This window comes from Lysobacter sp. CC-YZS074 (assembly GCF_056739745.1).
Genome location: NZ_CP200301.1, coordinates 473,702 through 499,923, shown reverse-complemented (window position 1 = coordinate 499,923; position 26,222 = coordinate 473,702). Strand labels below are relative to the sequence as shown.

The window sequence follows — 26,222 nt, the reverse complement described above, 5'->3', positions numbered from 1 at the left end:
GATTCCACGATCGCGGCTCAAGCCGCTCCTACAAAAAGTTCCGGAGATACCTTGGGGAACGGCCCGCCGCAGCCGCACGCTTCCCCGGCCTACAGCCCGAGCAGCTCCCCGGCGCCACACTCCAGCAGTTCCGCGGCGACCGCGCGGCCCAGCTCCTCCGGCGATTCGCCTTCGCCACCCGCAAGCACCAGCCGGCCGTCCGCCGCCGAGCCGACCAGGCCCTGCAGCCGCAGCTGTCTGCCGTCGAGCGTGGCCAGCGCGGCCACCGGCACGTGGCAGCTGCCGTGCAGCGCGCGGTTCATCGCGCGCTCGGCCTCGACGCAGCGGCGGGTCTCGGCGTGGTCGAGCGCGGCGAACAGCGCGATCGTCGCCGGGTCGTCGTCGCGGCATTCCACTGCCACCGCGCCCTGCGCCGGTGCCGGCAGCCAGTCCGGTGCGGTCAGGCGGGCACGGATGCGATCCTCGAAGCCGAGCCGCTGCAGTCCGGCGCAGGCCAGCACGATGGCGTCGTAGTCACCGGCGTCGAGCTTGGCCAGGCGGGTGTTGACGTTGCCGCGCAGGTCGCGCAGTTGCAGGTCCGGACGCCGGGCACGGACCTGGGCCTGGCGGCGCAACGAGGAGGTGCCGACCACCGCGCCGTGCGGCAGGGCGTCCAGCGTCGCGTGGAGGTTGCTGATGAACGCGTCGGCATGGTCGGCACGGGCCAGGATCGCCGGCAGCGCGAAGCCGGGCTCCAGCTCCATCGGCACGTCCTTGAGCGAATGCACCGCGCAGTCGGCCTCGCCGCGCTGCATCGCCAGCTCCAGTTCCTTCAGGAACAAACCCTTGCCGCCAATTGCGGCCAGCGAGCGGTCCAGCACCTCGTCGCCGCGCGTGCTCATCGGCACCAGCACCACTTCAAGGCCGGGATGGGCGGCGCGCAGGGCAGCGGCGACGTGTTCGCTCTGCCACAGGGCGAGCGGGCTCTTGCGGGTGGCGATGCGCAGGGTCTGGCTCATCCGGCCATTATCGCAGGCCGCGACAGCCCTGTAGGAGCGGCTTCAGCCGCGATTCGGAACTGTCTGGCGGCGCCGGATCCGGATCGCGGCTGAAGCCGCTCCTACAAATGCTTCAGCGTCTCGCGCAGCCCGGCCAGGCTGCGCCGGCTGACCTCGAGCGGCTGCTTGCCGTGGCGCAGCACGGCATGGGTGTGGCCGTCGGGCATCCGGCGCAGCTCGGTGATCTCGTGGCGCGCGACCAGGCAGTTGCGATGGATACGCACGAAGCGCTCGCCGAATTCATCCTCGAGCGATTTCAACGACTCTTCGATCAGGTCCTCGCCGCGGGCGTGGTGGACGACCACGTATTTCTCCTCGGCCTGCAGGTAGTGGATGTCCTCCAGCGGGATCAGCCGCAGGCTGCCGCGCAGGCGCGCGCACAGGTGGCTGCGCGCGGGGGTGTCGCGCGCGGTGCGCTCGCGGCCGGCGGTGAACGTGCGCACCCGGTCGAGCGCGGCGGCCAGGCGCTCGGCACGGACCGGCTTGACCAGGTAGTCGATCGCCTCGGCTTCGAAAGCGGAGAGCGCGTGGGCGTCGTACGCGGTGCAGAACACCACCGCCGGGCGCGGCTCGAACGCGGCGAGGTGGCGTGCCGCCTCCAGCCCGTCGATGCCCGGCATCGCGATGTCGAGCAGGACCAGGTCGGGCTCGTGCTCGGCGCACGCCGACAGCGCCTGCGCACCATCGGCGGCCTCGGCGACCACTTCGACGCCGTCCATCTCCCGCAGCAGCCCCTGCAGGCGCTCGCGCGCCAATGGCTCATCGTCGGCGATGACTACCTTCATCCGCTGCCCCCTTTCGCACCGTCCGGCACGTGGCGACTCCGCGCCGCTCCGGGCCGATCTTAGCGCTGCCGGCGCATGGGGTCAGCCGGCGCCGAGGCGGGCTTCGAGCCAGTCGCCCAGGTCGCGGATCTGCTCGGCGCAGACCTGGTGGGCCATCGGGTAGGCCCGCCATTGCACGTCGAAGCCCAGCTGCCGCAGCAGCTGCGCGCTGCGCTCGCCGGCCTGGAACGGCACCACCGGATCCTGCGTGCCGTGGGCAAGGAACAGCGGCTGGCGCCGCGCCGCTTCCCCCACGGTCTGCGGCAGCGCCGCGAGTGATCCGGGCGACAGCGGCAGGTAGCTCGACAACGCCACCACGCCGGCCAGCGGCCGGCCGCGGCGCAGGCCGGTGGCGAGCGCGATGGCGCCGCCCTGCGAGAACCCCGCCAGCAGCACGCGCTCCGGCGCCACTCCGCGTTCACCCTCGCGCGCGATCAGCGCTTCGACCTGGGCCACCGACTGCTCGACACCGCTCTCATCGGCACGGTTGGCGAGGTCGAGCGCGACGATGTCGTACCAGGCGCGCATCGGCACGCCGTTGTTGATCGTGACCGGCCGCACCGGCGCATGCGGAAACACGAACCGCAATGCCGGCCAGTCCCCGCGTACCAGCTCCGGCACGATCGGGGCGAAATCATGGCCATCGGCGCCGAGGCCATGCAGCCACAGCACGGTCCATCGCGGGTCGGCCCCGGTCTCCTGTTCGACGGTCTGCAGCAGGGTCTGATCGTTCATCGCGGCATTGTGGCGGCTCGCCGCACCACGGCCAACCCGTGCGGCGTCAGTGGGACGAAGCGGCAGCGCTGCAGTCGGGTTCCCGGTCGATGACTCCCAACCAGGCGCCGCGCTCGACGCACTTGGGCGCGCGCGCCCTGGCCCGCTCCGCCGCCGCGTCCGCCGCGGCTTTGGCGCGGTCGTTGCGCAACCGGGCGATGGCGGCCTTGATCCGCGGCATCGCCGCCATCGCGGCCCGTTCGCCCTCGAGGATGGCCCGCTCGCGCTGCTCGAAGTCGGCCGCGCCGATCCCCGCCACCGTCGGCCGGATGACGATGTCGGCGCGCGCCATCTCCTGCTCACCGAGCTTCTGGCCCATGATGCTGATCGACTGGTTGACGATGCCGAGCAGGTGCGCCGGGTTCTGCCCCGACGCCTTGCTGGAGATGTCGACCGCGATGACGAAGTCGGCGCCCAGGTCGCGTGCGGCGTCCACCGGCACCGGACTGACCACCCCGCCGTCGACGTAGTGCCACTGGCCGATCGCCACCGGCTCGAACACTCCCGGCACGCTGCTGGAGGCGCGCACCGCCTGACCGGTGTTGCCGCGCGCGAACGCGACCCGCTCGCCGGTTTCCAGCCGGGTGGCGACCGCCGCGAACGGTTTGCCCAGGCGCTCGAGCGGGCGACGGTCGACCTGGTTGTTGACGTAGTCCTGCAGCGCCCTGCCTTCGATCAGACCGCCGGAAAACAGGCTGACGTCGCGGATCTGCGCTTCGTCGAGCGCCACCGCGCGCTGCTGCAGGGCGAACGGGTCCATGCCGCTGGCGTAGAGCGCGCCGACCACGCTGCCGGCACTGGTGCCGGCGACCACGTCGGGGTGGATGCCGTTGGCCTCGAGCATCTTGATCACGCCGATGTGGGCGAAACCCTTCGCCGCGCCCCCACCGAGCGCCAGGCCGACGCGGATCTTCGGCGGCGGCACGGAGGCGGCGACCGGCTCGGCCGGCGGGGGCTCGGGACGGACGTTGTCGCCACAGGCGGCGACGAGGCCGAGCGGAAGCAGCAACAGCGGCATCAGCCGGTGGCGGAGTGCAGGCGACATAGACAGGGCTGGACGGCGAAAACGCGGAGGATACGCCGGCGCCGCACCGCAGTTGAACCGGAGAGTGCTGGCGGGCGCCGCGATGCGGACTCAGCCGAGCAGCCCGGCAAGCGCTGCCACAACGATCGCGAGCAGCACAGGCACCGCGCCCATCCACGCCCACCGGTGGCGGCTCAGACGCCACTGGAAGCTGGAGTCGATCGCCTCGTCATCGAAGCGGCCGTGCGCGCCATGGTCACCGGCGACAGGCGAATGGAGGTTGTCCTCGCGTCCTTCGGGCAGCGGCTCGTCGGTGTGCTGGCCGTCGACGGCGGTGCGCGCCAGGTGTCCGTCGAGCCAGCCGGGTATCACCTTGTTGCCGAGGATGGCCTGCACCGCCGGCCAGCCGACCCACGACTCGCGGCGCTTGTGGGTGGCGGCCCAGACGATCGCCCGCGCCGCCAGCTCGGGCTGGAAGATCCTGCCCATCGGCCGCGGCCGGCAACCCATCGTCGTACGGCCCCAGCCGAACTGCGGCGTGTTGAACGCCGACAGGTGCACCATCGTGATCCGCACCTGGCTGCGCGCGTGGATCAGTTCGCTGCGGATCGAATCGGTGAATCCGCGCATCGCCGCCTTGGCGCCGCAGTACGGCGCCTGCAGCGGAATCGAACGGTACGCCAGCGCCGACCCGACCTGGATGACCACGCCGCGATCGCGTGGCCGCATCCGCTTCAATGCCGCGCGCGTGCCCCAGACCGCGCCGAGGTAGGTGACCTCGGTCGCACGCCGGAAATCATCCGGATCGACCTTGAGGAAATCGGAAAAAATGGTCGCCATCGCGTTGTTGACCCACACGTCGATCGGGCCCCACTCGCGCTCGACGCGCTCGGCCGCGGCCTCGACCTGGTCGTGGTCGGCCACGTCGGTCTCGACCAGCAGCGCCCGGGACCCGAGCGCCTCGATCTCGCGCCGCGCACCTTCAAGACCGTCACGCCCGCGCGCGAGCAACGCCACCCGCCAACCCTGCCGGGCGAATTCAACCGCGGTGGCGCGACCGATGCCGGCCGACGCGCCGGTCACCACCGCGATGGGAGCGTTCGATGACATGGCGCCACTGTGGCGTGGCCGCAATCGAAGCGGAGTGAAGTGGCGCGGACTTGGTGGGCCCACCAGGACTCGAACCTGGAACCAAAGGATTATGAGTCCTCTGCTCTAACCATTGAGCTATAGGCCCGCAGCGCGGGTGGCGATTGTAGCCCCGAAAACGACGAAGCCCCGCGCTGGGCGGGGCTTCGCGTGATGCTGCCGGAGGCGGATCAGTCGATATCGAGGAAGCTGCGCAGCTGCTCCGAGCGGCTCGGGTGGCGCAGCTTTCGCAGCGCCTTGGCCTCTATCTGGCGGATCCGCTCGCGGGTGACGTCGAACTGCTTGCCGACCTCTTCCAGGGTGTGGTCGGTGTTCATGTCGATGCCGAAGCGCATGCGCAGCACCTTGGCCTCGCGCGGGGTCAACCCGGCGAGCACGTCGCGGACGGTCTCGGTGAGGTTGATGTTGGTGGTCGCCTCGACCGGGGACTCGACGTTGGTGTCCTCGATGAAATCGCCCAGGTGCGAGTCCTCGTCGTCGCCGATCGGGGTCTCCATGGAGATCGGCTCCTTGGCGATCTTCATGACCTTGCGGATCTTGTCCTCGGGCATGTCCATTTCTTTCGCCAGCTCTTCCGGCGTGGCCTCGCGGCCGTACTGCTGGAGCATCTGGCGGGAGATGCGGTTGAGCTTGTTGATCGTCTCGATCATGTGCACCGGGATACGGATGGTGCGCGCCTGGTCGGCGATCGAGCGGGTGATCGCCTGGCGGATCCACCACGTGGCGTAAGTCGAGAACTTGAAGCCGCGGCGGTGCTCGAACTTGTCGACCGCCTTCATCAGGCCGATGTTGCCTTCCTGGATCAGGTCGAGGAACTGCAGGCCGCGGTTGGTGTACTTCTTGGCGATCGAGATCACCAGGCGCAGGTTGGCCTCGACCATCTCGCGCTTGGCCTTGCGCGCCTTGGCCTCGCCGTAGGCCATGGTGCGGCTGATCTCCTTGAGGTCGGCGAGCGACAGGCGCATCGACTGCTCGACGGCGAGGGTCGCCTCCTGTTCGGCGATGATCATGTCCTTGACGTCGCGCAGGCCGGACGCCCACTTCTGCTTGCGCTTGAGCAGCTCGTCGACCCACTCCAGGTTGGTCTGGTTGCCGTCCCAGGAGCGGATGAAGTCCTTGCGCGGCATCTTGGCGACGCGGGTGGCCAGCTCGAGGATCCGGCGCTCGTGCAGCTTCACCTGGGCGACGGTGTCGCGCAGGTTGCGCACCAGTACGTCGGTCAGCGGCAGCGGCAGCTTGAAGGTGACGAAGATCTCCGCCATGTCCTCGCGCAACTTGATCACCGACTTGTGCGCCGGGCCGTGCTTGGCGTAGGCCTTCTCGAACTTGGCGTACAGGGCGGCCAGCGCCTCGAAGCGGACCTCGACCTCGGCCGGATCGGGGCCGGTCGGGCCCTCGTCGGCGGCGCCCTCGTCACCGTCCTCGTCGTCGGCATCGTCGTCGGACTCGGCCTCGTCAACGGCGGCGGCCTTGTCGTCACCGGTATCGGCGGAGACCGGCGAGGCGGCGACGGTCGGGTCCTCGAGCTGGTCGAGGAAGCCGACCAGCAGCTCGGCCAGGCGCTTCTTGCCGGCCTTGTGCAGTTCGTAGTCCTGCAGGACCAGGTCGATCGTGCCGGGGAACAGCGCCAGCGAGGCCTGGACCTGGTTCAGGCCCTCCTCGATGCGCTTGGCGATCGCGATTTCGCCCTCGCGGGTCAGCAGCTCGACCGTGCCCATCTCGCGCATGTACATGCGCACCGGGTCGGTGGTGCGGCCGCCCTCGGCGTCGAGGCCGGTCAGCGCGGCGGCGGCTTCCTCGGCGGCGGTGTCGTCGACATCGCGGCCGCTGCCGCTTTCACCGGCGAGCAGCAGGGTCTCGGCATCCGGCGCGACCTCGTGCACCTGGATACCCATGCCGTTGATCATGCCGATGATGTCTTCGATCTGCTCCGGATCGACGATGTCGTCGGGGAGGTGATCGTTGACCTCGGCATAGGTCAGGTAGCCCTGCTCCAGGCCCTTGCTGATCAGCTGCTTGATGTCGGACTGGGGGGCCTGACGTTCGTTGGCCATACGGCTGTGCCACCACGTGATGGGGGGAAAGGAACCTTCTATTATACCAGCCGGCTCCCACCGCTGCCTGAAAGGCAGTGGCGACGCGGCTTTGCCGGGCCTCAGGCCCGCAGCAGGAAGGTGACCGGGCCGTCGTTGACCAGGCTGATCACCATATGGGCACCGAAACGTCCGGTTTCCACCCCGGGCGCATGCAGTTGCCGGCAGGTTCGCAGCAGCTGGTTGAACACCGGTTCAGCCTCCGCCGGCGGCGCCGCGGTGCTGAATCCCGGGCGCATGCCGCTGGAAGTGTCGGCGGCCAGGGTGAACTGGCTGACCAGCAGCAGGCCGCCGCCGGTGTCCGACAGTCCGAGGTTCATCCGTCCCGCCTCGTCGGCGAACACGCGGTAGCCGAGCAGGCGGCGCGCCATCTTCGCCACCTGGGTGTCGCCGTCGCCGGGCTCGATGCCGACGAGGGCCAGCAGGCCGGGACCGATCGCGCCGACGGTGACACCGTCGATGCGGGCGTTGGCCTGGGTGACGCGCTGGATGAGGGCAAGCATGGCGGTCGCTGGAACGGGATGGGCGCAGCCTAGTCGCAGTCGCCGTCTGGAGCCAGCGCGGCTGCCACGCCGGCATACACCGGCCGCGACCGTTGCCGTCGCTACACTGCCGGCGATGACCCACCTTGCCGCCCACCTGCTGTACCTGTTCGCCGCCCTGGTCGCACGCCTGCCGGGTCCATGGCGGGCGTGGCTGGCCGACACACTGGCCGAGCGCGCCGTGCGCCGGGCCAGCCGCGAGGCGCGGGTCACCCGCTGCAACCTCGCCATCGCCTATCCGCAGCTGTCCGAGTCCGAACGCGACCGCCTGGGGGGCGCGGTGATGCGCAGCACCACCCGGCAGATCCTCGACACCCTGCGGCTGTGGACCCGCCCGCATGGGGAAAACCTCGCGCTGATCGTCGAGCAGCACGGCACCGGGCACTTCGACGCGGCGCTGGCGAGCGGCCGCGGCGTCATCGTCGCCGCGCCGCATTTCGGCAACTGGGAACTGCTCAACCAGTGGCTGGCCTCGCGCACGCCGCTGGCGATCCTCTATGCCCCGCCGGAGTCGGCGGTCGGCGAGGCGTTTCTCAACCGGGTACGCGCCTCCGGTGACAGCGACCGGGTCACCCAGGTACGGGCCGACGGCGCCGGCGTGCGCCAGTTGTTCAAGCGGCTGGCGGCCGGCGGCGTGGTCGGCATCCTGCCCGACCAGCAGCCCAAGCGCGGCGACGGCGAGTTCGCGCCGTTCTTCGGCACCGAGGCGCTGACCATGACCCTGCTCGGCCGGCTGGCCGCGCGCAGCGGCGCGACCGTGCTGATGGCGTGGTGCGAGCGCATCGAAAGCGACGCCGGCCGCCCGGCGTTCGCGCTGCACGTCGAACCGGCCCCGGCGGCGGTGTCCGACCCCGATCCGAAGACCAGCGCCACCGCGCTCAACGCCGCGGTCGAGCGCATCGCCCGGCGCGACCCCGCGCAGTACCAGTGGACCTACAAGCGCTTCTCGTTGCGCCCCGCCGGCAGCGGCGAGGAAAACCCGTACTGGCCCGAGTGCTACTGAGCCCGGGCATCCCTGTCCGGCCCGCCGGCCGGCGGTTACCCTTCGCCACCGGGGAGTGAAGGGGACCACCATGGACACGATGCCGAAGACCGATCCGCAGGAGCCCGATCCGCACGCGGCGGACGACGCACCGCCGTGGCACGCGTTGCCACCGCGGGCGCGGCCGTTGTTCCTGATCGGCGCGGTGGTGCCGCTCGCCGTGCTCGGCATGGTCGGCGGAGGGCTCGTGGCGCTGGTTGCCAGCACCGCGGTCGACATCGAGCGGCTGGTCCTGGTGGGGTGCGGCGCGGCGCTGGCGGGCCTGGGCGGTGCGTCGTTCGGCCTGTGGCTGGGCCTCAAGCAGTACCGCCACACCGCCTGGCGGCTCGACGCGCACGGGCTGGCGCTGCGGCGCGGCCGGTTGTGGCAGCGCGAGACCCGGGTGCCCGCGAGTCGCGTGCAGCACCTCGACATCAAGCGCGGCCCGCTGCAGCGCGGGCGTGACCTGGCGACCCTGGTCGTGCACACCGCCGGCACCCGGCACAGCTCGGTGACGGTGCCGCACCTCGATGCCGGCGACGCCGAGCGCCTGCGCGACCGCCTCGGCCGTGCGGTCGACCACGACGATGACTGAGCCGGCCAGCACCGACTCGCCACGCGCCACCCCGCACACGCGGCCGGAGCGCCGCCTGCACCCGATGTCGTGGCTGTTCGTGCTGGTCGCCCAGCTCAGGCAGTTCATCGTGCCGCTGGTGGCGCTGCTGGTGTTCGGACAGGGCGACCGGAACGAGCTGTGGCCGCTGATCGGCGTTGGCGTGCTCGCGCTGCTCTCGTTGTGGCAGTACTTCACCTACCGCTACGACGTCGCCGACGACGCGCTGGTGGTGCGCAGCGGGCTGCTCGAGCGCAGCGTGCGGGTGATCCCGTTCGCGCGGATCCACAACGTCGCGCTGCAGCAGTCGGTGCTGCACCGGCTGTTCGACGTCGCCGAGGTGCGGCTGGAGTCGGCCGGCGGCAAGAAGCCCGAAGCCGAGATGCGGGTGCTGCGGCTGGAGGATGCGCTGGCGCTGGAGGCGCTGGTGCGTCGCCGTGGTCGCGGGGCCGGCGCGGCGACCGACGATACCGAAGCCACGACGCCGCTGCTTGAGCTGCCGCCTGGCGAAGTCCTCCGGCTGGGACTGGTCTCCAACCGCGGGCTAATCCTGCTCGGTGCCGCCTTCGCCGGCGTTTCGCAGTTCAACCAGCGGCTGATCCCGGACCTGTTCGAAGGTTGGGGCGAGGCGCTGTTCGGCTGGGCCGGCGAGCACGGGTTCGGGCCGGCGCAGTACGTGCTGGCCGGCGCCAGTTTTCTGTTGCTGGCGGTGCTGCTGTTGCGGCTGCTGTCGGTGGTGCTGGCGTTGCTGCAGTACCACGGCTTCCGCTTGAGCGAGCACGGCCGCCGGCTGACGGTTGAACGTGGCCTCGCCGCACGCTGGCGCACCAGCGCCTCGCGCCGGCGGATCCAGGCCTGGACCCTGCGCGAGGGCCTGATGCACCGCTGGCTGCGGCGGCAATCGCTGGAGGTCGACACCGCCGTCGCCGAGGAGCAGAACCAGCAGCGCGCGTTGCGCGAGGTCGCGCCGATCGCCACGCCGGAACGTTGCGAGGCGCTGATCGACCACCTGCTGCCACGCGTCCGCTGGGATGCGCTGGAGTGGCAGCCGCTGCCGCGAAGCAGCTGGTGGCGGCTGTGGCTGCCGTCGATCCCGCTGACCGCGCTGGCAACGGCGGTGCTGGGCTGGCACTTCGGTGCGCCCGGCCTGCTGGCGCTGGCGTGGTTGCCGTGGTCGGCATTCGTCGAGCGCCGCCACGCCGCGCGCGCGGCGTGGGCGCTGGGGCCGGAACTGGTCGCGGTGCGCGAGGGCTGGCTGGCCCGCCACTGGCGCTTCGCCGAACTCGACAAGCTGCAGGCGCTGCAACTGGTGCGCTCGCCGCTGGACCGGCGCTGCGGCACCGCGACGCTGTGGCTGGACACCGCAGGCGCCTCGCCGATGGCGCCGCCGCTGCGGCTGCGGTTCCTGCCGGTCGAACAGGTCGAGGCGCTTTACGCGCGGCTGTCACGCGAAGTCGCCCGGCGGCCGCTGCGCTGGTGAGTTGCGCCGCCGGGCTCAGCCGCCGCGCAGGCGCGCCAGCCCGGCCTGGTAGAACGCCTCGACCTGGGCCAGCTTGGACTCGATCCGGAATTGCTCCATCGGGTAGGCGACACGCCGCTGGCCGTCGCCGACCAAGCGCTGCAGCGCGCCCGCGAGCGCATCGACGTCGTCGACCGGCACCAGCGGCGTCCGCAGTTGCGGCGCGAGGTGGCGTGCGCCGTCGCTGGCGGTGGCCACGATCGGCAGGCCGGCCTGCATCGCCTCCAGCAGCACCAGCCCGAACGGCTCGCGCCGGGCCGCGCTGACGAAGCCGTCGAACGCAGCCAGCCAGTCCTGCGGGCGCTCGGCGAAACCGGGCATCAGCACGTCGTCGCCGGCCTGCTTTCGCAGCGCGTCCCATGCACTGCCCTGGCCGACGATCGCCAGCCGTGCGTTCGGCAGCCGCGCGCGCTCGAACGCGTCGACCAGCACGTCCAATCCCTTCCCCGGCTCCGCGCGACCGAGCGCGCCGACCAGGAAGGTATCATCCGCAATGCCGTGCTCGGCGCGCAGCCGCGCGCGTGCGTCGGCCGACGGCTCGCGCGGCAGGGTCCAGTTGTCGATCTGCGCCGAGCGCTCACGCAGCGCCGGCGGAATGTCGCCGAGCTGCCACGGCGCGATCGCGATCAGCCCGTCCAGCGGTGCGTGCTGGCGCGGCTTGTAGGCGATGTGCAGGGTCGCCACACGCAGGCAATCGAGCCCGTCCAGCCCGTGCAGCGCGCGGCAGCCGCCGCTGAGGTGGGCGTGGGCGACGTCGGGCCGCAGCCGCCGCAGCAGCCGCCGCGCACGCCACGACGCCGCGACGTTGCCGACCACCTCGACCTTCACCTTCGGATGCACCCGGTGCGCGATCGCGTCGGGGCGATTGGCGGCGCCGGCGCGGCGCAGCACCAGGGTGACGTCATGGCTCGCCGCCTGCGCCGCGGCCAGCTCCAGCGCGTGGCGTTCGCTGCCGGCGAAGCGGCTGGTCAGCAGCAGGTGGACGATGCGCATCAGGCCGGGCCCCAGTAACGCAGGCGGCGGCGCAGCTTGAACTTGCGCCACGGGTCGAGCGGGCGGCGCTTGAGCGAGGCCACGCCGCCTTCGGCGAGGAAACGGTCGACCGCTTCCAGTGTGCGCTCGCTGGAACGCCCGTCGCGGTACGGGTGGATGCGTTCGCCGAACTCACGGATCGCCGCCATCAGCTCCGGCGGCCGCGACAGCGCGCGCTCGATCGCCGGCTCGAACTGCGCCGGATCGTCGATGTCGATCAGCTGCGGCCCGGGGCGCCGGTTGCGGAAGGTGACCACCGGCTTGCCGGTCAGCAGGAACTCACTCAGCGCCGAGGACGTGTCGGAACACATCATGTCGACCTGCCCGAACAGGTCGAGGATGTTGTCGTCCTCGGCGAAGCGCAGGTGTTCGTTCTCCAGCGCCCGGTACATCGCCACGACTTCCGGGTCGGTCTTCGGGTGCAGGGTGACGATCCAGCGCCAGCGCCCGTCGCGCGACAGCCGCCTGACCTCGTCGTGCAGGGCTCGCGCGGCGCTCCACGACGGCGAGAACGTCGAGTGGTACAGGATCACCGGCGTATCGCGCACCGGCGGCACCTGCTCCGGCAGGCCGGCGAGGAACGGATCGAGCTTGGGCCAGCCGGTCTCGATCACCCGGAAGAAGCCGTGGCGCCCGGCCAGTGCCTGGAACGCGGCGGTGTCCTGCGGACCGGTGGTGCAGTACAGGTCGAAGAACGGGCGGATGTAGATGTGCCGCGGCTTGCCGGCGTCGAACCCGTGGAAGGTCTGTACCTTCACGCCCGGGAAGAAGTGCGGCAAGGCGTTGCTGGAGGTGAAGATCGCGGTCGGGTTCCACGCGCGGACCTGCTCGACGGTGACCAGCCGGCGCTCGTCTGCGGTGAGCTCGTCCGGCCCCTCGTCCTCGCGGCCGTCGAAGAACCACGCCACCTCGTCGCCGCGCGCGCGTGCGGCGGCCTGCAGCGGGCGGAGGATGCCCAGCGCATAGCGCACCGAGCCGTACAGCAGATAGCGCTTCGGATCAGCCGTGGCGCCGGCGCCACGACGGCCGGTCATCGATCCAACCCGTGGCGCAGCAGCACATCGCGCGCGCTTTCGATCGACCCGGGGTTCCGGTGCATCTCGTAGTAGCGCAACCGCTTGTAGATCGCATAACTGGCGGCCACGTGGGCGACGATGAAGCCACGCCAGCCATCCAGGATCGCCAGGCGCAACAGCCAGTCCTTCAGAAAGGCGGCCAGATAGACCAGCGGCGCCATCCATATCCGCGGCGCACGCCCGCGCGCGTGCCAGTCGCGGCATTTCAACTCGGCGTAACGCAGTACCTTGAGCTGCTTGTGCGGCAGCGTCGGGTTATGGAGGTGATGGAAGGGCGCTTCGAACATTTCCGCCGCCCCCTCGAAACGCAGCGACTCGTGTACCCGTGCGTCGGTCCAGCGCGCACGTCCACGGTGGTAAAGGCGCTCCACCTTCTCGCCCACCATCGGTCGGTACCAGCGCATCGGGGCGCCCATGTACCAGGTGCTGCGGCGGAGAATTCCGACCGCGGCTCCGCTCTGGAGCATCGACGGCAACCTGGTTTCCAGTTCGGCCACCAGCGCCGGTTCGAGGAATTCGTCCGCGTCCAGCACCAGTATCCAGTCGTGGGATGCCTGGGTACTGGCGAAGTTGCGTTGAGCACCGAACCCCAGCCAGTCCTGGTGGACCACGCGCGCTCCGTGGGCCTGGGCCACCGCCACGGTGTCATCGTCGCTGCCGCTGTCGACGACGAGCTTTTCGGACGCGAATGGCACGCTGTCCAGGCAGCGCGCGATGTTGTTTGCCTCGTTGTGGGTGATAACCACAAGGCTGATGGGAAGATGTGACATGGCTGGATAGTAATCCGTCGCGCACTCCCGGATGGAGATCGCGCACTCCGAAACAACCACCAGGCCGGGCCCGAACCGTTATCCGGCCTTGCGCAGCCGCGCGTAGAAGAAGCCGTCCATGCCGCCCTCGCCCGGCAGCCGCTGGCGGCCGGCGCCGCTGGCGTGGCCGAAGCGCTCGTTTAGCGACTCGGCGCGCGCGTCCGCGGTGCGGGCGAGGAAGGCGTCGACCTGCGCCGCGTTCTCGGCGACCAGGATCGAGCAGGTCGCGTACAGCAGCACGCCGCCCGGTGCGAGCGTGCGCCACAGGCTGTCGAGCAGGCCGGCCTGGGTCGCGGCCAGCTGCTCGAGGTCGGAGGCGCGGCGGTGCAGCAGGATGTCGGGCTGGCGGCGGATGATGCCGGTCGCCGAGCACGGCGCGTCGAGCAGGACCGCGTCGAACGGCGTGCCGTCCCACCACGCGTCGAGGTTGCAGCCGTCGGCGGCGTGCAGGGTCGCGCCGCCAAGGTGCAGGCGTTCCAGCGTGGCGGCGACCTGATGCAGGCGTACCGGGTCGATGTCGAGCGCAGTCAGCCGCAGCGACGGGTCGCGCTCGAGCAGGTGCGCGGCCTTGCCGCCGGGGGCGCTGCAGGCGTCGAGCACGCGCGCGCCGGCGGGTGCGGCGATCGCGTCGGCCACGAGCTGGGCGGCGCCGTCCTGCACCGACACCAGCCCGTCGGCAAAGCCCGACAGGGTCGCGACCGGCACCGCGCTGGCCAGCCGCAGCGCGTCGGGCAGGCCGTCGACGGATTCGGGTTCCAGCCCGGCCTCGCGCAGGCGCGCGGCGTAGTCGTCGCGGCCGATCCGGCGGGTGTTGACCCGCAGCCACAGCGGTGGCGGCTGCTCGCTGGCGGCGAGGATCTCCGCTTCGCGCCCGGGCCAGTCGGCGGCGATCCGCTGCCGCAGCCACTGCGGCCACTGCGCGTGCGGCTCGGCGCCGGGCAGGCCTTCGCGCAACGCCCGGCGCAGCAGCGCGTTGACCATCCCGGCCTGGTGCTGGCGGCCGAGCGCGCGCGCGGCTTCCACGGTCGCCGCGACCGCCGCGTGCGGCGGCAGGCCGAGCGGGTCGAGCTGGGCGAAGCCGGCCATCAGCAGCGCACGCAGTTCGCGATCACGCCGGGCCAGCGGCCGCGGCAGCCACGCCGCCAGCGCGGCGTCGTAACGGGCCGGCTGGCGCAGCACGGCAAGGCAGATCGCCTCGACCAGCGCGCGGTCACGCGGATCGGGCAGCGCCGGCAGCGCGGTCGCCAGTTCGCCCTTGAGCGAGCGGCCGTGGTGCAGCACCGCGTCGAGTACGCGCGCGGCGGTGGCGCGCGTCAGGGTGCCGGGGACCGGCTTCATGCGGTGCCGGCGGCGAGTAGTTCGCGCCGGCCGTTGAGGTAGTCGGCGGCGGCGACCGGCTTGCCGCCCTCGCGCTGCAGCGTCCGCACCCGCAGCGCGCCTTCGCCGCAGGCGATGTCGATGCCGTCGCGGCCGGCCAGCAGCACCGTGCCCGGCGCGCGGCCGTGGGCCAGCGGCAGCGCGGTGGCGGCATGGATGCGCACGCGCTCGCCGGCCAGCGGCGCCTCGGCCACCGGCCACGGATTGAACGCGCGCACGGTGTTGGCCAGTTCGACCGCGGGCCGCGACCAGTCCAGCCGCGCCTCGGCCTTGTCGAGCTTGTGGGCGTAGGTGACGCCCTCGGCCGGCTGCGGACGCGCCAGCGGCAGGAGGGTCGCGCGCAGCAGGCCGAGCCCGTCGGCCAGCACCTGCGCGCCGAGTTCGGCGAGGCGGTCGTGCAGCTGGCCGCCGGTCTCCTCCGGCCCGATCGGGGTCGATTGCGACAGCAGCACCGGGCCGGTGTCGAGGCCCTTTTCCATCTGCATCAGGCACACGCCGGTTTCGGCATCGCCGGCCTGGATCGCGCGCTGGATCGGGGCCGCGCCACGCCAGCGTGGCAGCAGCGAGGCGTGGACGTTCCAGCAGCCGTGTTCGGGGATGTCGAGCACCGCCTGCGGCAGGATCAGGCCGTAGGCGACCACCACCATCAGGTCGGGTTTCAGTGCGGCCAGCGCGTCGCGCGAGACCTGCGACTTGAAGTTCTCGGGCTGCAGCACTTCGATCCCGCGGGCCAGCGCCTCGCGCTTGACCGGCGACGGCGTCAGGCCGCGCCCGCGCCCGGCGGGACGGTCGGGCTGGGTGTAGACGGCGACGATCTCGGCCTTGTGGGCCGCGGCGCGCAGGCAGGGAACGGCGAACTCGGGGGTGCCGGCGAAGACGATTCTCATGGGCGCAATGCTACGCGAGGCGGTGGGGACGCTTCGGAGGGATGCGAGGGGACGGGCCGCGACCGGCGCGGGCTCCGGAGCCGCCGGATCGCGGCTGAAGCCGCTCCTAGAAAGGCCCCGGGCGGGTCCGGAATGTACCGGGCGCCAGGAGTCAGGCCGCGTTGCGGCGTGCCTTGGCCAGCTTCTTGCGGACCATCTCGCGCTTGAGCGGCGACAGGTAGTCGACGAACAGCTTGCCCAGCAGGTGGTCCATCTCATGCTGGACACACACCGCGAGCAGCCCGTCGGCGTGCATCTCGAACGGCTGGCCGTCGCGGCCGATCGCCCGGACGGTGATCTCGTTGGCGCGGGTGACGTCGGCGAAGATGCCGGGCACCGACAGGCAGCCCTCCTGGTAGACCTGTTCGCCCTCGCGCGCGGTGATCTCCGGGTTGATGAACACCAGCGGCCGGTCCTTCTCCTCGCTGACGTCGATCACCATGAAGCGCAGGTGCACGTCGACCTGGCTCGCCGCCAGGCCGATGCCGGGGGCGTCGTACATGGTCTCGAACATGTCGTCGAGCAGTTGCTGGAACTCCGGCGTGGTCACCCGCGCCGGATCGACCGGCTCGGCGACGGTGCGCAGGCGCGGATCGGGGAATTCGAGGATCGGGAGCAGGGACATGGCGGCAAAAGGGGGCGTGGGTCACAACCACGGGCAACAGTTGGATTGTAACGCCGTTATGCGTGCCGGATCGCTTGCAACCGCGCGGTTCATCTGGGCTATAGTGCCGACGGCCCCCGTCAGATACTGACGCGCGGGCGCACCTGCAAGGGGAACCAGGTAGAACCGCCATGTTGAAACCGATCCGCGCGGCCATGACCGCGGCGTTGCTGATTGTCGCCACCTATGCGATGGCCGCCGAGATGCGTGGCGACCACCCCGACACCTACGTGGTGAAGAAGGGTGACACCCTGTGGGACATCGCCGGCCGCTTCCTCGAGAAGCCCTGGTTGTGGCCGGAGATCTGGCAGGCCAACCCGCAGGTGCAGAACCCGCACCTTATCTATCCCGGCGACGTGCTGTCGCTGGCCTACCTCGATCGCGTGACCGTGGCCGAGCCGGGTCCGCGCGAGGTGGCTCCGGTCACCGGCGTACCGCTGTCGGAGATCGAGCCGTTCCTGAAGGACCTGCGCGTGGTCGACCAGTTCGACCACCTGCCGTACGTGGTCGCGCTGGAAGAGGGCCACATCCGCGCCAGCCGCGGCCAGGTGGCCTACGTCAAGGGCCTGCCCGACGCGCAGCCGGGACAGCGCTACCAGGTGGTGCGCCCAACCCAGCGCTACACGCGGCTGGACCGGGTGGCCTGCTGCGACCTCTTCCACAAGGACGATCTCGACTTCCGCGGCAAGCGCACGATCGATTTCGAACAGTTCTGGACCAATGCCGTGGTGTCCGACAACGGCCATGAGCTGCTGGGTTACGAGCTGATGCAGCAGAACACCGGCACGGTCACCCGTGGCGAGGTCGCCGGCATCGAGGCGACCACCCTGCTGCTGGACGACAGCGGCCGCGAGGTGCGCGTCGGCGACCGCCTGATCCCGGTCGAGGCCCAGCCGTACGACCTGCAGTTCTTCCCGCATGCGCCGAGCCAGCAGCTCGAGTACGGCCGCGCCCGGGTGCTGGCGGTGGCCGACATGCTCAGCACCGGCGGCAGCCGCGACGTGGTCGCGCTGTCGGTGGGTGCCCGCGACGGCGTCGACAACGGCACCGTGTTCTCCAGCTGGGAAATCGGCGACACCGTGGCCGACCGGGTCGAGAACGGTCCGTGGGACCGCAGCGAGGACACCTTCGGCCGGGCCGACAAGGTGCGCCTGCCCGACGAGTTCGCCGGCCACATGATGGTGTTCCGCACCTTCGACAGGGTCAGCTACGCGCTGGTGATGGACAGCATCCGTCCGGTCCGGGTCGGCCACGAGCTCAAGCACCCCGACGCCCCGTACTGAAGTAGGGGTTTCCCTACGACGATTCGCGACGGCGCCCGAGGGCGCCGTCTTCGTTTGCGGCCGATGCTGGACGGATGCACGCAGCCGATCCCAGCCTCGCTACCGCCATCGCTCCGCTACGACCGGAAGATCCCGAACCGCAGGCGCTCCCGGCCGAAGCGCCTGCCGACACCGAGGCGCTACTGCGCCTGGTGGCCTGTGGCGGCGCGGCCGAACCGCGCCGGCGCCTGCTGGAGCACGCCGCGCCCGCGGCGGCCTTGGTCGCCGGGCCCTCGCTGTGGCGTGCCTGCGGGCTCTTGCCGGCCCAGCAGGCCCGCCTCCGCCACCCCGCCCCCTGCGCGCTCGACCACGCCCGCGCCTGGCTCGACCACCCGCGCCACCACCTGCTCGGCTGGCACCATCCGGACTACCCGCCCCTGCTGCGACGGACACCGCATCCCCCGCTGGCGCTGTTCATTGCCGGGGAACCGGCGCTGCTCTGGCATCCGGCGGTGGCGATCGTCGGCAGCCGTTCGCCCACGCCGGGCGGCCGCGACAACGCGGCGACGTTCGCCCGCGCGCTGGCCGGCGCGGGACTGACCATCGCCAGCGGGCTGGCCGCCGGCATCGACACCGCCGCCCATCACGCAGCCCTCGCTGCGGGCGGGCACACCCTGGCGGTGCTCGGCACCGGCCCGGACGTTCCGTATCCGCGGAGCAACACCGGCCTGCACGCCGCCATCGCCGCCGACGGCGCAATCGTCAGCGAGCATCTGCCGGGGACCGGCCCACGCCGGGAACACTTCCCCAGCCGCAACCGCATTCTTGCCGGGCTCAGTCTCGGCACCCTGGTCATCGAGGCCGCGCACCGTTCCGGCGCGCTGATCACGGCGCGCCTCGCCGCGGAATCCGGCCGGGAAGTGATGGCCCTGCCCGGCTCGATCCACAACCCGCTGGCGCGCGGCTGCCACCGGCTGATCCGCGACGGGGCGGCGCTGGTCGAGCGTCCGGAGGACGTCGTCGACCTGCTGGCGCCGCTGGTGCAGCGACTGGCCGGCGACTTGCGCGAGCGGCTGGCCGCCCCCACTTCGGAGGCGAACCCGGCCATGCGCCAACCGGGGTCGACCGCCTCCCGCGCGACTGCGCCGGCGCGACGCCACTCCCACGGCCAGCGCTCGACCCAGGACGACCCCGCCGACGCCGACCACCACAGGTTGTGGCAGGCACTCGGCGAAGACCCCACGGATATGGACCAGCTGGTCGCCCGGACCGGATTGACGCCCGCCCGGCTGTCCTCCATCCTGCTGCTCATGGAGCTCGAGGGTCGCGTGGAGGCGCAGCACGGCCGGTATCACCGCAGCCGCTGAACCCGTCGCCTGGCGGGCGTGGCGGCCACCACTCCTGACCCACCGCGCCGCCTGCGGCGCAGGCCGAGGGGAAATGAAAGAAAGCATTCTGGACGTCCTGCTGTACCTGTTCGAGCACTACCTCACCGATGACGCGGACCTCGTCCGCGACCGCGACAACCTGCAAAGCGGCCCGCTGTTCGACGAGCTCGGGAAGGCCGGTTTCAGCCCCGCCGAGATCAACAAGGCCTTCGAATGGCTGGACGCGCTGGCCCGCCAGCGGCCCTCCGCCGCGCCCGCGCGCGCCGACGGTCCCGTCCGCGTCTACGCCGGCCCCGAGCTCGACCGCCTCGACACCGACTGCCGCGGCTTCCTGCTGTTCCTGGAGCAGCATGGCGTGCTCGACGCAGGCCAGCGCGAGCTGGTGCTGGACCGCGCGATGGCGCTCGACCAGGACGGCATCGACCTCGACGACCTCAAATGGGTGGTGCTGATGGTGCTGTTCAACCAGCCTGGCAGCGAGGCGGCGTACGCCTGGATGGAAACCCAGATGTTCGACGACGAACCCGATCCCGTGCACTGATTCCGTGCACCGCGCGGTGCAATGCGGATAATGCGCGGGTCGCCCGCCTGGCGGGCCCGTGCTTGACAGCGGCGCCCGCCGCGTGATTCCACTAATAAATGAATGCGTCAGCGCCCGCGGCCTCCCGCCGCGGGCGTCGTCTTCTCTCGCGCCCTCTCGCGTGGCCTTCACGGCCCGCCCGGAACCTGCCCCGCATGGCCAAGAACCTCCTCATCGTCGAGTCGCCCGCCAAGGCCAAGACGATCAACAAGTACCTCGGCAAGGACTTCGTCGTCCTCGCCTCGTATGGCCATGTGCGCGACCTGGTGCCGAAGGAGGGCGCGGTCGACCCCGAGCGTGACTTCGCGATGCGCTACGACCTGATCGAGAAGAACGAGAAGCACGTCGAGGCGATCGCCAAGGCGGCCCGCGGCGCCGACGCCATCTTCCTGGCGACCGACCCGGACCGCGAGGGCGAGGCGATCAGCTGGCACGTCGCCGAGATCCTGCGCGAGCGCGGCCTGCTCGACGGCAAGCCGCTGCAGCGGGTGGTGTTCACCGAGATCACCCCGCGCGCGATCAAGGAGGCGATGAACGCGCCGCGCGACATCGCCGCGCCGCTGGTCGATGCCCAGCAGGCGCGCCGGGCGCTGGACTACCTGGTCGGCTTCAACCTGTCGCCGGTGCTGTGGCGCAAGGTCCAGCGCGGGCTGTCGGCCGGCCGCGTGCAGAGTCCGGCGCTGCGCATGATCGTCGAGCGCGAGGAAGAGATCGAAGCGTTCAAGGCGCGCGAGTACTGGTCGATCGAGGCCGAGTGCCAGCATCCCTCGCAGGCCTTCAGCGCGCGGCTGGTCAAGCTCGATGGCGCGAAGTTCGAGCAGTTCACCATCACCGACGGCGAGACCGCCGAGGCCGCGCGCCAGCGGCTGGTGTCGGCCGCCGGCGGCGCGCTGCAGGTCACCGACGTCACCAGCAAGCAGCGCAAGCGCCGCCCGGCGCCGCCGTTCACCACCTCCACCCTGCAGCAGGAGGCCGCGCGCAAGCTCGGCTTCACCACCAAGCGCACCATGCAGGTCGCGCAGAAGCTCTACGAGGGCGTGGCGCTTGGCGACGAAGGCACGGTCGGCCTGATCAGCTACATGCGTACCGACTCGGTGGCGCTGTCGGTCGACGCGGTGGCCGAGATGCGCGACGTGATCGCGCGCGACTACGGCACCGGCGCGGTGCCGGACCAGCCCAACGTCTACAAGTCGAAGTCCAAGAATGCCCAGGAGGCCCACGAGGCGGTGCGCCCGACTTCGGCGCTGCGTACCCCGGCGCAGGTCTCGCGCTTCCTCGAGGACGACGCCCGCCGCCTGTACGAGCTGATCTGGAAGCGCGCGGTCGCCAGCCAGATGGTGCCGGCCACGCTCAACACCGTGTCGGTCGAACTGGCCGCCGGCAGCGAGCACAGCTTCCGCGTCTCGGGCACCACCGTGATCGACCCGGGCTTCCTCGCCGTCTACGAGGAGGGCAAGGACGCCAAGGCGAAGGAAGACGAGGACGAAGGCCGCAAGCTGCCGCCGATGAAGCCCGGCGACCGCATCCCGCTGGACCGCATCCACGCCGACCAGCACTTCACCGAGCCGCCGCCGCGCTATTCCGAGGCCAGCCTGGTCAAGGCGCTGGAGGAATACGGCATCGGCCGGCCGTCGACCTACGCTTCGATCATCGCGACGCTGCTGTTCCGCAAGTACGTCGAGCTGGAAAGCCGCCGCTTCCACCCGACCGACGTCGGCCGCGCGGTCAGCAAGTTCCTGTCGAGCCACTTCACCCAGTACGTCGACTACGACTTCACCGCGCGGCTGGAGGACGAGCTCGATGCGGTCAGCCGTGGCGAGGAGGCCTGGGTGCCGCTGATGGAGCGGTTCTGGCAGCCGTTCCACGAGCTGGTCGAGGACAAGAAGGAGTCGCTCGACAAGGTCGACGCCGGCAGCATCCGCGTGCTCGGCGCCGACCCGGCCAGCGGCCGCGAGGTCAGCGCGCGCATCGGCAAGTACGGCCCGCTGGTGCAGATGGGCACGGTCGAGGACGAGGACAAACCGAAGTTCGCCTCGCTGCAGCCGGGCCAGAGCATCTACTCGATCACGCTGGAGCAGGCGCTGGAGCTGTTCAAGATGCCCCGCCTGCTGGGCGAGCACAACGGCGATGAGGTCAGCGTCGGCATCGGCCGGTTCGGTCCGTTCGCCAAGCGCGGCAGCACCTACGCCTCGCTGAAGAAGGAAGACGACCCGTACAAGATCGACCTCGAGCGCGCGGTGTTCCTGATCGAGGAGAAGGAGGAGATCGCCCGCAACCGCATCATCAAGCAGTGGGACGGCAGCGACATCCAGGTGCTCAACGGCCGCTTCGGCCCGTACATCAGCAACGGCCAGCTCAACGGCAAGATCCCGAAGGACCGCGAGCCGGCGTCGCTGACGCTGGAGGAAGTGACGAAGCTGCTGGAGGAGACCGGCAAGCCCGCCCGCGGCCGCTTCGGCAAGAAGGCCGCGAAGAAGGCCGCGCCAGCCAAGAAGGCGGCCGAGAAGAAGGCGCCGGCCAAGAAGACCGCCAAGAAGGCAACAAAGAAGGCCGCAAAAAAGACGACCAGGAAGGCCGCGGCCAAGAAAGTGGCGAAGAAGGCCGTAAAGAAGGCGGCCACGAGCGCGGAATAAGGCGAGACCCCGCGGGCCGAGGCAACACGTCGCCGCCGCGCATGGCGGAGCGCTGCAGGAGCGACGTAAGTCGCGACCCACTGACGCCCTGGGCGCGCCGCGATCAACGCGCCGCCACGGTCGCGCGACCAGAACTTCGCGTCGATCGACGCAAGCCGGTTGCCAGTAGGTCGCGACTCACGTCGCGCCTACAGACCCGCTGATCGACACATGGCGGCCCGACGGGGCGCTATCCTGCCCGCCATGTTGACCGACCTCGCCCCTGCCCTCGCCGCCCTGCGCAACGGCGGCGTCGTCGCCTACCCTACCGAGGCGGTCTGGGGCCTGGGATGCGATCCATTTGACCAGGCCGCGGTGCTGCGCCTGCTGGCGATCAAGCAGCGGCCGGTCGACAAGGGCCTGATCCTCGTCGCCGCGCGGGTCGAGCAGCTCGACCCCCTGCTCGACTGGGACGCGCTGCCCGGGGAGCGCCGCGCGGCGGCCATGCATTCCTGGCCCGGTCCCAATACCTGGATCGTTCCGGCCGGTCCGCGCGTGCCGCCCTGGATCACCGGCGCCCACCAAGGCGTCGCCGTACGGGTCAGCGCGCACCCGGTGGTGGCCGCATTGTGCGAGTCCTTCGGCCCGCTCGTGTCGACCAGCGCCAACCGCTCCGGCCAGGCGCCGGCGCGGCGGCGCACAGCGCTCGACCCGGCGCTGTGCGCACTGGTGGATGTCACCACCGGGGGAGAAACCGGCAACCTCGCCGCACCGACGGCCATCCGCGACGCCCGCACCGGCGAGCTCCTGCGCGCCTGACCCGGCGCGTCGGGGACGCGTTCACACCGGTCGCGGCACCATGGCGCCCATGCACGCTCCCCGACACCGATCCGCGATGGCAATGCTCGCCCTGCTGGGTCTGGCGTTGCCGCCCGCGGGATCGGCCGCATCCACTGCCGACGGGGTGACGATCTACCGCTGCGTCGCTCCCGACGGCCGGCTGACCCTGCGCGATAGCCCGTGCGCGAACGGCGAGCGCCAGCAGGCGCTCGAGATGCTGCGGCCGCAGGACCCCACGCCGCGCCCGGCGCCGGCCCCGGTCACTCCGCCGGCCGCCGCTGCGACCGCTCCCGCTGCAGCGCCCCAGGTGGTCGTCGTGGAGCCCTACACGCCCACCTACGAGTGCACCACACCGGATGGCGACCGCTATGCCAGCCACGACCCGGCCGGCAATCCGCGCTGGGTGCCGCTGTGGACGCTGGGCTACCCGGCCACCGGTTATCCGTACCGGAGGGCGCCGTCACGGCCGCCTCTGCCGCCGGTGCGCCCCGCCGCCGCGGGTGGCGTTTCGATCGGCAATGGCCTGGTGTTCGACGGCATCGGCCGGCCGACCCCGGCGCCGCCGGGTGACCGCTCCCGGCTACCGGCGCTGCCGCCGGCGGTCGGACTGGCGGCGACGCCGGGCACGTGGATCCGCGACGACTGCCGCCCGCTGCCCCGGGCCGAGGTCTGCGAGCGCCTGCGCGACCGTCATTGGGAGCTCGGCCGCCGCTACAACAGCGCGTTGCAGAGCGACCGCCGCGCGATCGACGCCGAACAGCGCCTGATCGACAACCGGCTGGCAGCGGAGTGCGCCTCGTGACCGGTCCACGCCGGCTGCCACTGCTGATCCTGTGCGCGGTGGCGGCGGGTGCCTGGGCGCAGGATTCGGTGGTGATCTACCGATGCACCTCGGCCGACGGCGCGGTGACCGTGCAGAACGACACCCCCTGTCCGAAGGGCAGCCGCCAGGAGCGGCGCGTGCTCGAAACCGCACCGCCGTCCGCGCCGCCGTCCGCACCGCCCATTCCACCTCCCGCCGCTCCCGCGCCGGCAGCAGCGTCCTCCGCCCCGGTACTGATGCCGATGCCCGCGGCCTCCGCCGGGCCCGGCAGGAACCCGCCGGCGCTGCCCGACATCGAAACCGGCATCGAAGTGGAGCGGCGGCCACCGCCTCCGCTGTTCGCCTGCCGCACCTGGGAGCGCGAGGACTATCTCACCGACAGCGAGGTGCCGGCCGAACGCTGCGCGGCGATGCGCACCACCGGCCTGGACGGTGACCCGGCACGCGGCGCCGGCGCGGCCTGCATGATGGTCACCGATGCCTGCCAGCCCGTGCCGGCGGCGGAGCGGTGCGACCGCTGGCAGCAGCTGCTGCAGGCCAACGAAGCGACGGTGGAGTTCGGCCGCGCCGAGAACCCGGCCGCGGCGGTCGCCGAACTCGAACGCGTGCGCGCGATCGTCGAGCGCAATCTCTGCGACGGCTGAGCGCCGCCTCAGAACCCGTAACGCAGGAACCCGCCGTCCACCGCGATGCACTCGCCGGTGACGTAGCCGGCCGCCGGCAGGCACAGGAAGGCGACCGCCGCGGCGACCTCGTCGGGCTCGCCGACCCGGCCCATCGGCGTGCGCAGCAGCACCTCGTCGAGATAGTCGGGGTCGGCCAGCTTGCCGGAGGTGCGCCGGGTACGGATGTACCACGGCGCCACCGCGTTGACCCGGATGCCGTCCTCCGCCCATTCGACCGCGAGGTTCTTCGTCATCTGGTGCAGTGCCGCCTTGCTCATGCCGTACGGCGCGCCGGTGCGCACGTGCGTCAGGCCGGACACGCTGCCGACGTTGACGATCGACGACGCGGCGTGTCGGGTCAGCAGCGGGTGCAGGTAGCGCGACAGCTCGAATGCCGAGAACAGGTTGACCTCGAAGATCCGGCGCCATTCGTCGTCGCCGTAGTCGGTGCTCGGCTTGCCGGCGTTCATGCCGGCGTTGTTGACGAGGATGTGCAGGCCCTCGCCGAAATCCTCGACCCAGTCGAGCAGCTCGCGACGCTGTTCCCCGTCGCCGACGTCGGCGGCGAAACACTGCACCTCGCGCTCGGGGAAGTCCTCCAGCAGCTCGGCGCGGGCGCTGTCGAGTCCGGTGGCGTCGCGGGCGGCCAGCAGCACGTCGGCACCGAAGCCGAGCAGCTCGCGCGCGATCGCGCGGCCGATGCCGGCGCTGCCGCCGGTGACGAGGGCGAGTTGGCCGTCGAGCCGCCAGCGTTTCGGGTCCATGCCTGCTCCAGTCGGGGCGCCACGCCGGGACGGCGCGCTGGCGCGACCGGCGTAGGATAGCCGCGAGCCCTTCGAGGATGCCGCGATGCCCCGTCCGATCCGCGCCGCTTCGCTCCCTGCCGCCGTTTTCCGTGCCGGCCTGTCCGGTGCCACGCCGTGGTACGTGGCCGTTCCCCGTGCCGTGCGTCTGAATGCGCCGGGGTTCCGCCGGGTGGCGATGGCGGGCCTCGCCCTTGTTGCAGTTGCCGCGCTGTCCGCCTGCAAGCCGACGCCGCCGGATCCCGAGCGGCCGCCGGAACCGCAGGCCGCACACGCCGAACTGCGCGACGCAGTGCAGGCCCCCGTCGACAGGGCGCGCGCGGTCGAGGACGAGTTGCAGCAGGCCGCCGAGGCGCAGCGCGCGGCGATCGACGCGGCCGGCGGCTGAGGCCGTCGCGGCGGTTCCGTGCCCTCGCGCCGGTCGATGCCGTTGCGGCGGTCGACGCGTGATGGCGGTTGATGACCTGACGGCGGTCGATGCCCTGATGGCGGTCAATGCCGTGGCGGCGGTCGATGCCGTTGTAGGAGCGACGTAAGTCGCGACCCGCCGAACGCCCGGAACGATGTACAGGTCGCGACTTGCGTCGCTCCTACCAGAAGCACCGCACCAGGCCGGCAGTCGAAACCGTGGCGATGGCGGCGTTGCCCCACCGGCTTTTTGTAGGAGCGGCTTCAGCCGCGATCGTGGCGCCGGTGCGGGCGGACGATCATCCGATCGCGGCTGAAGCCGCTCCTACAGAAGCCCGAATCGTCGGGTCGTCGGATCCGA

Annotated in this window: 25 protein-coding genes and 1 tRNA gene; 11 read left to right on the top strand and 15 right to left on the bottom strand. The window is 71.4% G+C overall.

Translation table 11 applies throughout. The features are described from left to right. Positions 1–89: 89 nt before the first annotated feature. The 8 genes from hemC to dtd all read right to left on the bottom strand — a co-directional run bounded on the left by hemC (position 90) and on the right by dtd (position 7,404). Positions 90–998, bottom strand: a complete 909-nt coding sequence (gene hemC / locus U8331_RS02080) for a hydroxymethylbilane synthase (RefSeq protein ID WP_481131982.1) — start codon at positions 996–998, stop codon at positions 90–92. A gap of 101 nt (positions 999–1,099) precedes the next feature. Next, the gene (locus U8331_RS02075) at positions 1,100–1,822 is read right to left on the bottom strand and encodes a LytR/AlgR family response regulator transcription factor (RefSeq protein WP_481131981.1); all 723 of its coding nucleotides are present in this window, start codon (positions 1,820–1,822) and stop codon (positions 1,100–1,102) included. 81 nt (positions 1,823–1,903) lie between these two features. Continuing rightward, positions 1,904–2,596: an alpha/beta hydrolase gene (locus tag U8331_RS02070; RefSeq protein WP_481131980.1), complete on the bottom strand. Its 693-nt coding sequence runs from the start codon at positions 2,594–2,596 to the stop codon at positions 1,904–1,906. Positions 2,597–2,642: 46 nt separating this feature from the next. Continuing rightward, positions 2,643–3,680, bottom strand: a complete 1,038-nt coding sequence (locus tag U8331_RS02065; protein WP_481131979.1) for a patatin-like phospholipase family protein — start codon at positions 3,678–3,680, stop codon at positions 2,643–2,645. 90 nt (positions 3,681–3,770) lie between these two features. Continuing rightward, positions 3,771–4,769, bottom strand: a complete 999-nt coding sequence (locus U8331_RS02060) for an SDR family oxidoreductase (protein WP_481131978.1) — start codon at positions 4,767–4,769, stop codon at positions 3,771–3,773. A 51-nt stretch (positions 4,770–4,820) separates the two neighbouring features. Further along, a tRNA-Ile gene (locus tag U8331_RS02055) sits at positions 4,821–4,896 on the bottom strand. Between the two features lie 82 nt (positions 4,897–4,978). Beyond that, positions 4,979–6,862 carry an RNA polymerase sigma factor RpoD gene (rpoD, locus tag U8331_RS02050; protein WP_481131977.1) on the bottom strand — a complete coding sequence of 628 codons (1,884 nt, stop codon included), beginning with the start codon at positions 6,860–6,862 and terminating at the stop codon, positions 4,979–4,981. Between the two features lie 101 nt (positions 6,863–6,963). Next, positions 6,964–7,404, bottom strand: coding sequence for a D-aminoacyl-tRNA deacylase (gene dtd / locus U8331_RS02045; protein ID WP_481131976.1), 441 nt, complete (start codon positions 7,402–7,404; stop codon positions 6,964–6,966). A gap of 115 nt (positions 7,405–7,519) precedes the next feature. On the opposite strand from dtd, the gene U8331_RS02040 reads away from it, so the two are divergent. The 3 genes from U8331_RS02040 to U8331_RS02030 all read left to right on the top strand — a co-directional run bounded on the left by U8331_RS02040 (position 7,520) and on the right by U8331_RS02030 (position 10,557). Then, positions 7,520–8,446: a lauroyl acyltransferase gene (locus U8331_RS02040; RefSeq protein ID WP_481131975.1), complete on the top strand. Its 927-nt coding sequence runs from the start codon at positions 7,520–7,522 to the stop codon at positions 8,444–8,446. Between the two features lie 70 nt (positions 8,447–8,516). Then, positions 8,517–9,059 carry a PH domain-containing protein gene (locus U8331_RS02035; protein WP_481131974.1) on the top strand — a complete coding sequence of 181 codons (543 nt, stop codon included), beginning with the start codon at positions 8,517–8,519 and terminating at the stop codon, positions 9,057–9,059. Beyond that, entirely contained in the window at positions 9,052–10,557 is a 1,506-nt protein-coding gene (locus U8331_RS02030; protein WP_481131973.1) for a PH domain-containing protein, read from the top strand. The genes U8331_RS02035 and U8331_RS02030 overlap by 8 nt, the downstream gene beginning before the upstream one ends. Before the next feature lie 15 nt (positions 10,558–10,572). On the opposite strand, the gene U8331_RS02025 is transcribed toward U8331_RS02030, so the two are convergent. The 6 genes from U8331_RS02025 to def all read right to left on the bottom strand — a co-directional run bounded on the left by U8331_RS02025 (position 10,573) and on the right by def (position 16,441). After that, positions 10,573–11,589 carry a glycosyltransferase family 4 protein gene (locus tag U8331_RS02025; RefSeq protein WP_481131972.1) on the bottom strand — a complete coding sequence of 339 codons (1,017 nt, stop codon included), beginning with the start codon at positions 11,587–11,589 and terminating at the stop codon, positions 10,573–10,575. Continuing rightward, positions 11,589–12,662 (bottom strand): CDP-glycerol glycerophosphotransferase family protein, encoded by a 1,074-nt coding sequence (locus tag U8331_RS02020; RefSeq protein ID WP_481131971.1) that lies wholly within the window; start codon positions 12,660–12,662, stop codon positions 11,589–11,591. The genes U8331_RS02025 and U8331_RS02020 overlap by 1 nt, the downstream gene beginning before the upstream one ends. Beyond that, positions 12,659–13,474, bottom strand: coding sequence for a glycosyltransferase family 2 protein (locus U8331_RS02015; protein WP_036212241.1), 816 nt, complete (start codon positions 13,472–13,474; stop codon positions 12,659–12,661). Before U8331_RS02015 ends, U8331_RS02020 begins: the two co-directional genes overlap by 4 nt. 78 nt (positions 13,475–13,552) lie before the next feature. Beyond that, positions 13,553–14,851, bottom strand: a complete 1,299-nt coding sequence (gene rsmB, locus U8331_RS02010) for a 16S rRNA (cytosine(967)-C(5))-methyltransferase RsmB (RefSeq protein ID WP_481131970.1) — start codon at positions 14,849–14,851, stop codon at positions 13,553–13,555. Continuing rightward, positions 14,848–15,777 (bottom strand): methionyl-tRNA formyltransferase, encoded by a 930-nt coding sequence (fmt, locus tag U8331_RS02005; RefSeq protein WP_481131969.1) that lies wholly within the window; start codon positions 15,775–15,777, stop codon positions 14,848–14,850. The genes rsmB and fmt overlap by 4 nt, the downstream gene beginning before the upstream one ends. A gap of 151 nt (positions 15,778–15,928) precedes the next feature. Beyond that, positions 15,929–16,441, bottom strand: coding sequence for a peptide deformylase (gene def / locus U8331_RS02000; RefSeq protein WP_481131968.1), 513 nt, complete (start codon positions 16,439–16,441; stop codon positions 15,929–15,931). 170 nt (positions 16,442–16,611) lie between these two features. Here def and U8331_RS01995 point away from each other — a divergent pair, with 170 nt between their 5' ends. The 7 genes from U8331_RS01995 to U8331_RS01965 all read left to right on the top strand — a co-directional run bounded on the left by U8331_RS01995 (position 16,612) and on the right by U8331_RS01965 (position 24,629). Continuing rightward, complete coding sequence (locus tag U8331_RS01995; RefSeq protein WP_481131967.1) at positions 16,612–17,763, top strand: LysM peptidoglycan-binding domain-containing protein; 1,152 nt, start codon at positions 16,612–16,614, stop codon at positions 17,761–17,763. Between the two features lie 74 nt (positions 17,764–17,837). Further along, a complete protein-coding gene (gene dprA / locus U8331_RS01990) occupies positions 17,838–19,109 on the top strand; it encodes a DNA-processing protein DprA (RefSeq protein WP_481131966.1) in 1,272 nt (423 codons plus the stop codon). A 73-nt stretch (positions 19,110–19,182) separates the two neighbouring features. After that, entirely contained in the window at positions 19,183–19,671 is a 489-nt protein-coding gene (locus U8331_RS01985; protein WP_481131965.1) for a DUF494 family protein, read from the top strand. A 194-nt stretch (positions 19,672–19,865) separates the two neighbouring features. Then, positions 19,866–22,343: a DNA topoisomerase I gene (locus tag U8331_RS01980; RefSeq protein WP_481131964.1), complete on the top strand. Its 2,478-nt coding sequence runs from the start codon at positions 19,866–19,868 to the stop codon at positions 22,341–22,343. 243 nt (positions 22,344–22,586) lie between these two features. Further along, positions 22,587–23,141: an L-threonylcarbamoyladenylate synthase type 1 TsaC gene (gene tsaC / locus U8331_RS01975; RefSeq protein WP_481131963.1), complete on the top strand. Its 555-nt coding sequence runs from the start codon at positions 22,587–22,589 to the stop codon at positions 23,139–23,141. Positions 23,142–23,217: 76 nt separating this feature from the next. Next, complete coding sequence (locus U8331_RS01970; RefSeq protein WP_481131962.1) at positions 23,218–23,964, top strand: DUF4124 domain-containing protein; 747 nt, start codon at positions 23,218–23,220, stop codon at positions 23,962–23,964. Beyond that, on the top strand, positions 23,961–24,629 hold the full coding sequence (locus U8331_RS01965) for a DUF4124 domain-containing protein (protein ID WP_481131961.1): 669 nt from the start codon (positions 23,961–23,963) through the stop codon (positions 24,627–24,629). Before U8331_RS01970 ends, U8331_RS01965 begins: the two co-directional genes overlap by 4 nt. Positions 24,630–24,637: 8 nt before the next feature. Here U8331_RS01965 and U8331_RS01960 read toward each other — a convergent pair whose 3' ends face one another. After that, complete coding sequence (locus U8331_RS01960) at positions 24,638–25,414, bottom strand: SDR family oxidoreductase (protein ID WP_481131960.1); 777 nt, start codon at positions 25,412–25,414, stop codon at positions 24,638–24,640. A gap of 85 nt (positions 25,415–25,499) precedes the next feature. Here U8331_RS01960 and U8331_RS01955 point away from each other — a divergent pair, with 85 nt between their 5' ends. Further along, on the top strand, positions 25,500–25,841 hold the full coding sequence (locus tag U8331_RS01955) for a hypothetical protein (protein WP_481131959.1): 342 nt from the start codon (positions 25,500–25,502) through the stop codon (positions 25,839–25,841). The last annotated feature ends 381 nt before the right edge of the window (positions 25,842–26,222 follow it).

What these genes read in the sequence shown, in the direction of transcription:
- hemC (WP_481131982.1), bottom strand. Translation starts at nt 998, where the DNA reads ATGAGCCAGACCCTGCGCATCGCCACCCGCAAGAGCCCGCTCGCCCTG.
- U8331_RS02075 (WP_481131981.1), bottom strand. Translation starts at nt 1,822, where the DNA reads ATGAAGGTAGTCATCGCCGACGATGAGCCATTGGCGCGCGAGCGCCTG.
- U8331_RS02070 (WP_481131980.1), bottom strand. Translation starts at nt 2,596, where the DNA reads ATGAACGATCAGACCCTGCTGCAGACCGTCGAACAGGAGACCGGGGCC.
- U8331_RS02065 (WP_481131979.1), bottom strand. Translation starts at nt 3,680, where the DNA reads ATGTCGCCTGCACTCCGCCACCGGCTGATGCCGCTGTTGCTGCTTCCG.
- U8331_RS02060 (WP_481131978.1), bottom strand. Translation starts at nt 4,769, where the DNA reads ATGTCATCGAACGCTCCCATCGCGGTGGTGACCGGCGCGTCGGCCGGC.
- rpoD (WP_481131977.1), bottom strand. Translation starts at nt 6,862, where the DNA reads ATGGCCAACGAACGTCAGGCCCCCCAGTCCGACATCAAGCAGCTGATC.
- dtd (WP_481131976.1), bottom strand. Translation starts at nt 7,404, where the DNA reads ATGCTTGCCCTCATCCAGCGCGTCACCCAGGCCAACGCCCGCATCGAC.
- U8331_RS02040 (WP_481131975.1), top strand. Translation starts at nt 7,520, where the DNA reads ATGACCCACCTTGCCGCCCACCTGCTGTACCTGTTCGCCGCCCTGGTC.
- U8331_RS02035 (WP_481131974.1), top strand. Translation starts at nt 8,517, where the DNA reads ATGGACACGATGCCGAAGACCGATCCGCAGGAGCCCGATCCGCACGCG.
- U8331_RS02030 (WP_481131973.1), top strand. Translation starts at nt 9,052, where the DNA reads ATGACTGAGCCGGCCAGCACCGACTCGCCACGCGCCACCCCGCACACG.
- U8331_RS02025 (WP_481131972.1), bottom strand. Translation starts at nt 11,589, where the DNA reads ATGCGCATCGTCCACCTGCTGCTGACCAGCCGCTTCGCCGGCAGCGAA.
- U8331_RS02020 (WP_481131971.1), bottom strand. Translation starts at nt 12,662, where the DNA reads ATGACCGGCCGTCGTGGCGCCGGCGCCACGGCTGATCCGAAGCGCTAT.
- U8331_RS02015 (WP_036212241.1), bottom strand. Translation starts at nt 13,474, where the DNA reads ATGTCACATCTTCCCATCAGCCTTGTGGTTATCACCCACAACGAGGCA.
- rsmB (WP_481131970.1), bottom strand. Translation starts at nt 14,851, where the DNA reads ATGAAGCCGGTCCCCGGCACCCTGACGCGCGCCACCGCCGCGCGCGTA.
- fmt (WP_481131969.1), bottom strand. Translation starts at nt 15,777, where the DNA reads ATGAGAATCGTCTTCGCCGGCACCCCCGAGTTCGCCGTTCCCTGCCTG.
- def (WP_481131968.1), bottom strand. Translation starts at nt 16,441, where the DNA reads ATGTCCCTGCTCCCGATCCTCGAATTCCCCGATCCGCGCCTGCGCACC.
- U8331_RS01995 (WP_481131967.1), top strand. Translation starts at nt 16,612, where the DNA reads ATGTTGAAACCGATCCGCGCGGCCATGACCGCGGCGTTGCTGATTGTC.
- dprA (WP_481131966.1), top strand. Translation starts at nt 17,838, where the DNA reads ATGCACGCAGCCGATCCCAGCCTCGCTACCGCCATCGCTCCGCTACGA.
- U8331_RS01985 (WP_481131965.1), top strand. Translation starts at nt 19,183, where the DNA reads ATGAAAGAAAGCATTCTGGACGTCCTGCTGTACCTGTTCGAGCACTAC.
- U8331_RS01980 (WP_481131964.1), top strand. Translation starts at nt 19,866, where the DNA reads ATGGCCAAGAACCTCCTCATCGTCGAGTCGCCCGCCAAGGCCAAGACG.
- tsaC (WP_481131963.1), top strand. Translation starts at nt 22,587, where the DNA reads ATGTTGACCGACCTCGCCCCTGCCCTCGCCGCCCTGCGCAACGGCGGC.
- U8331_RS01970 (WP_481131962.1), top strand. Translation starts at nt 23,218, where the DNA reads ATGGCAATGCTCGCCCTGCTGGGTCTGGCGTTGCCGCCCGCGGGATCG.
- U8331_RS01960 (WP_481131960.1), bottom strand. Translation starts at nt 25,414, where the DNA reads ATGGACCCGAAACGCTGGCGGCTCGACGGCCAACTCGCCCTCGTCACC.
- U8331_RS01955 (WP_481131959.1), top strand. Translation starts at nt 25,500, where the DNA reads ATGCCCCGTCCGATCCGCGCCGCTTCGCTCCCTGCCGCCGTTTTCCGT.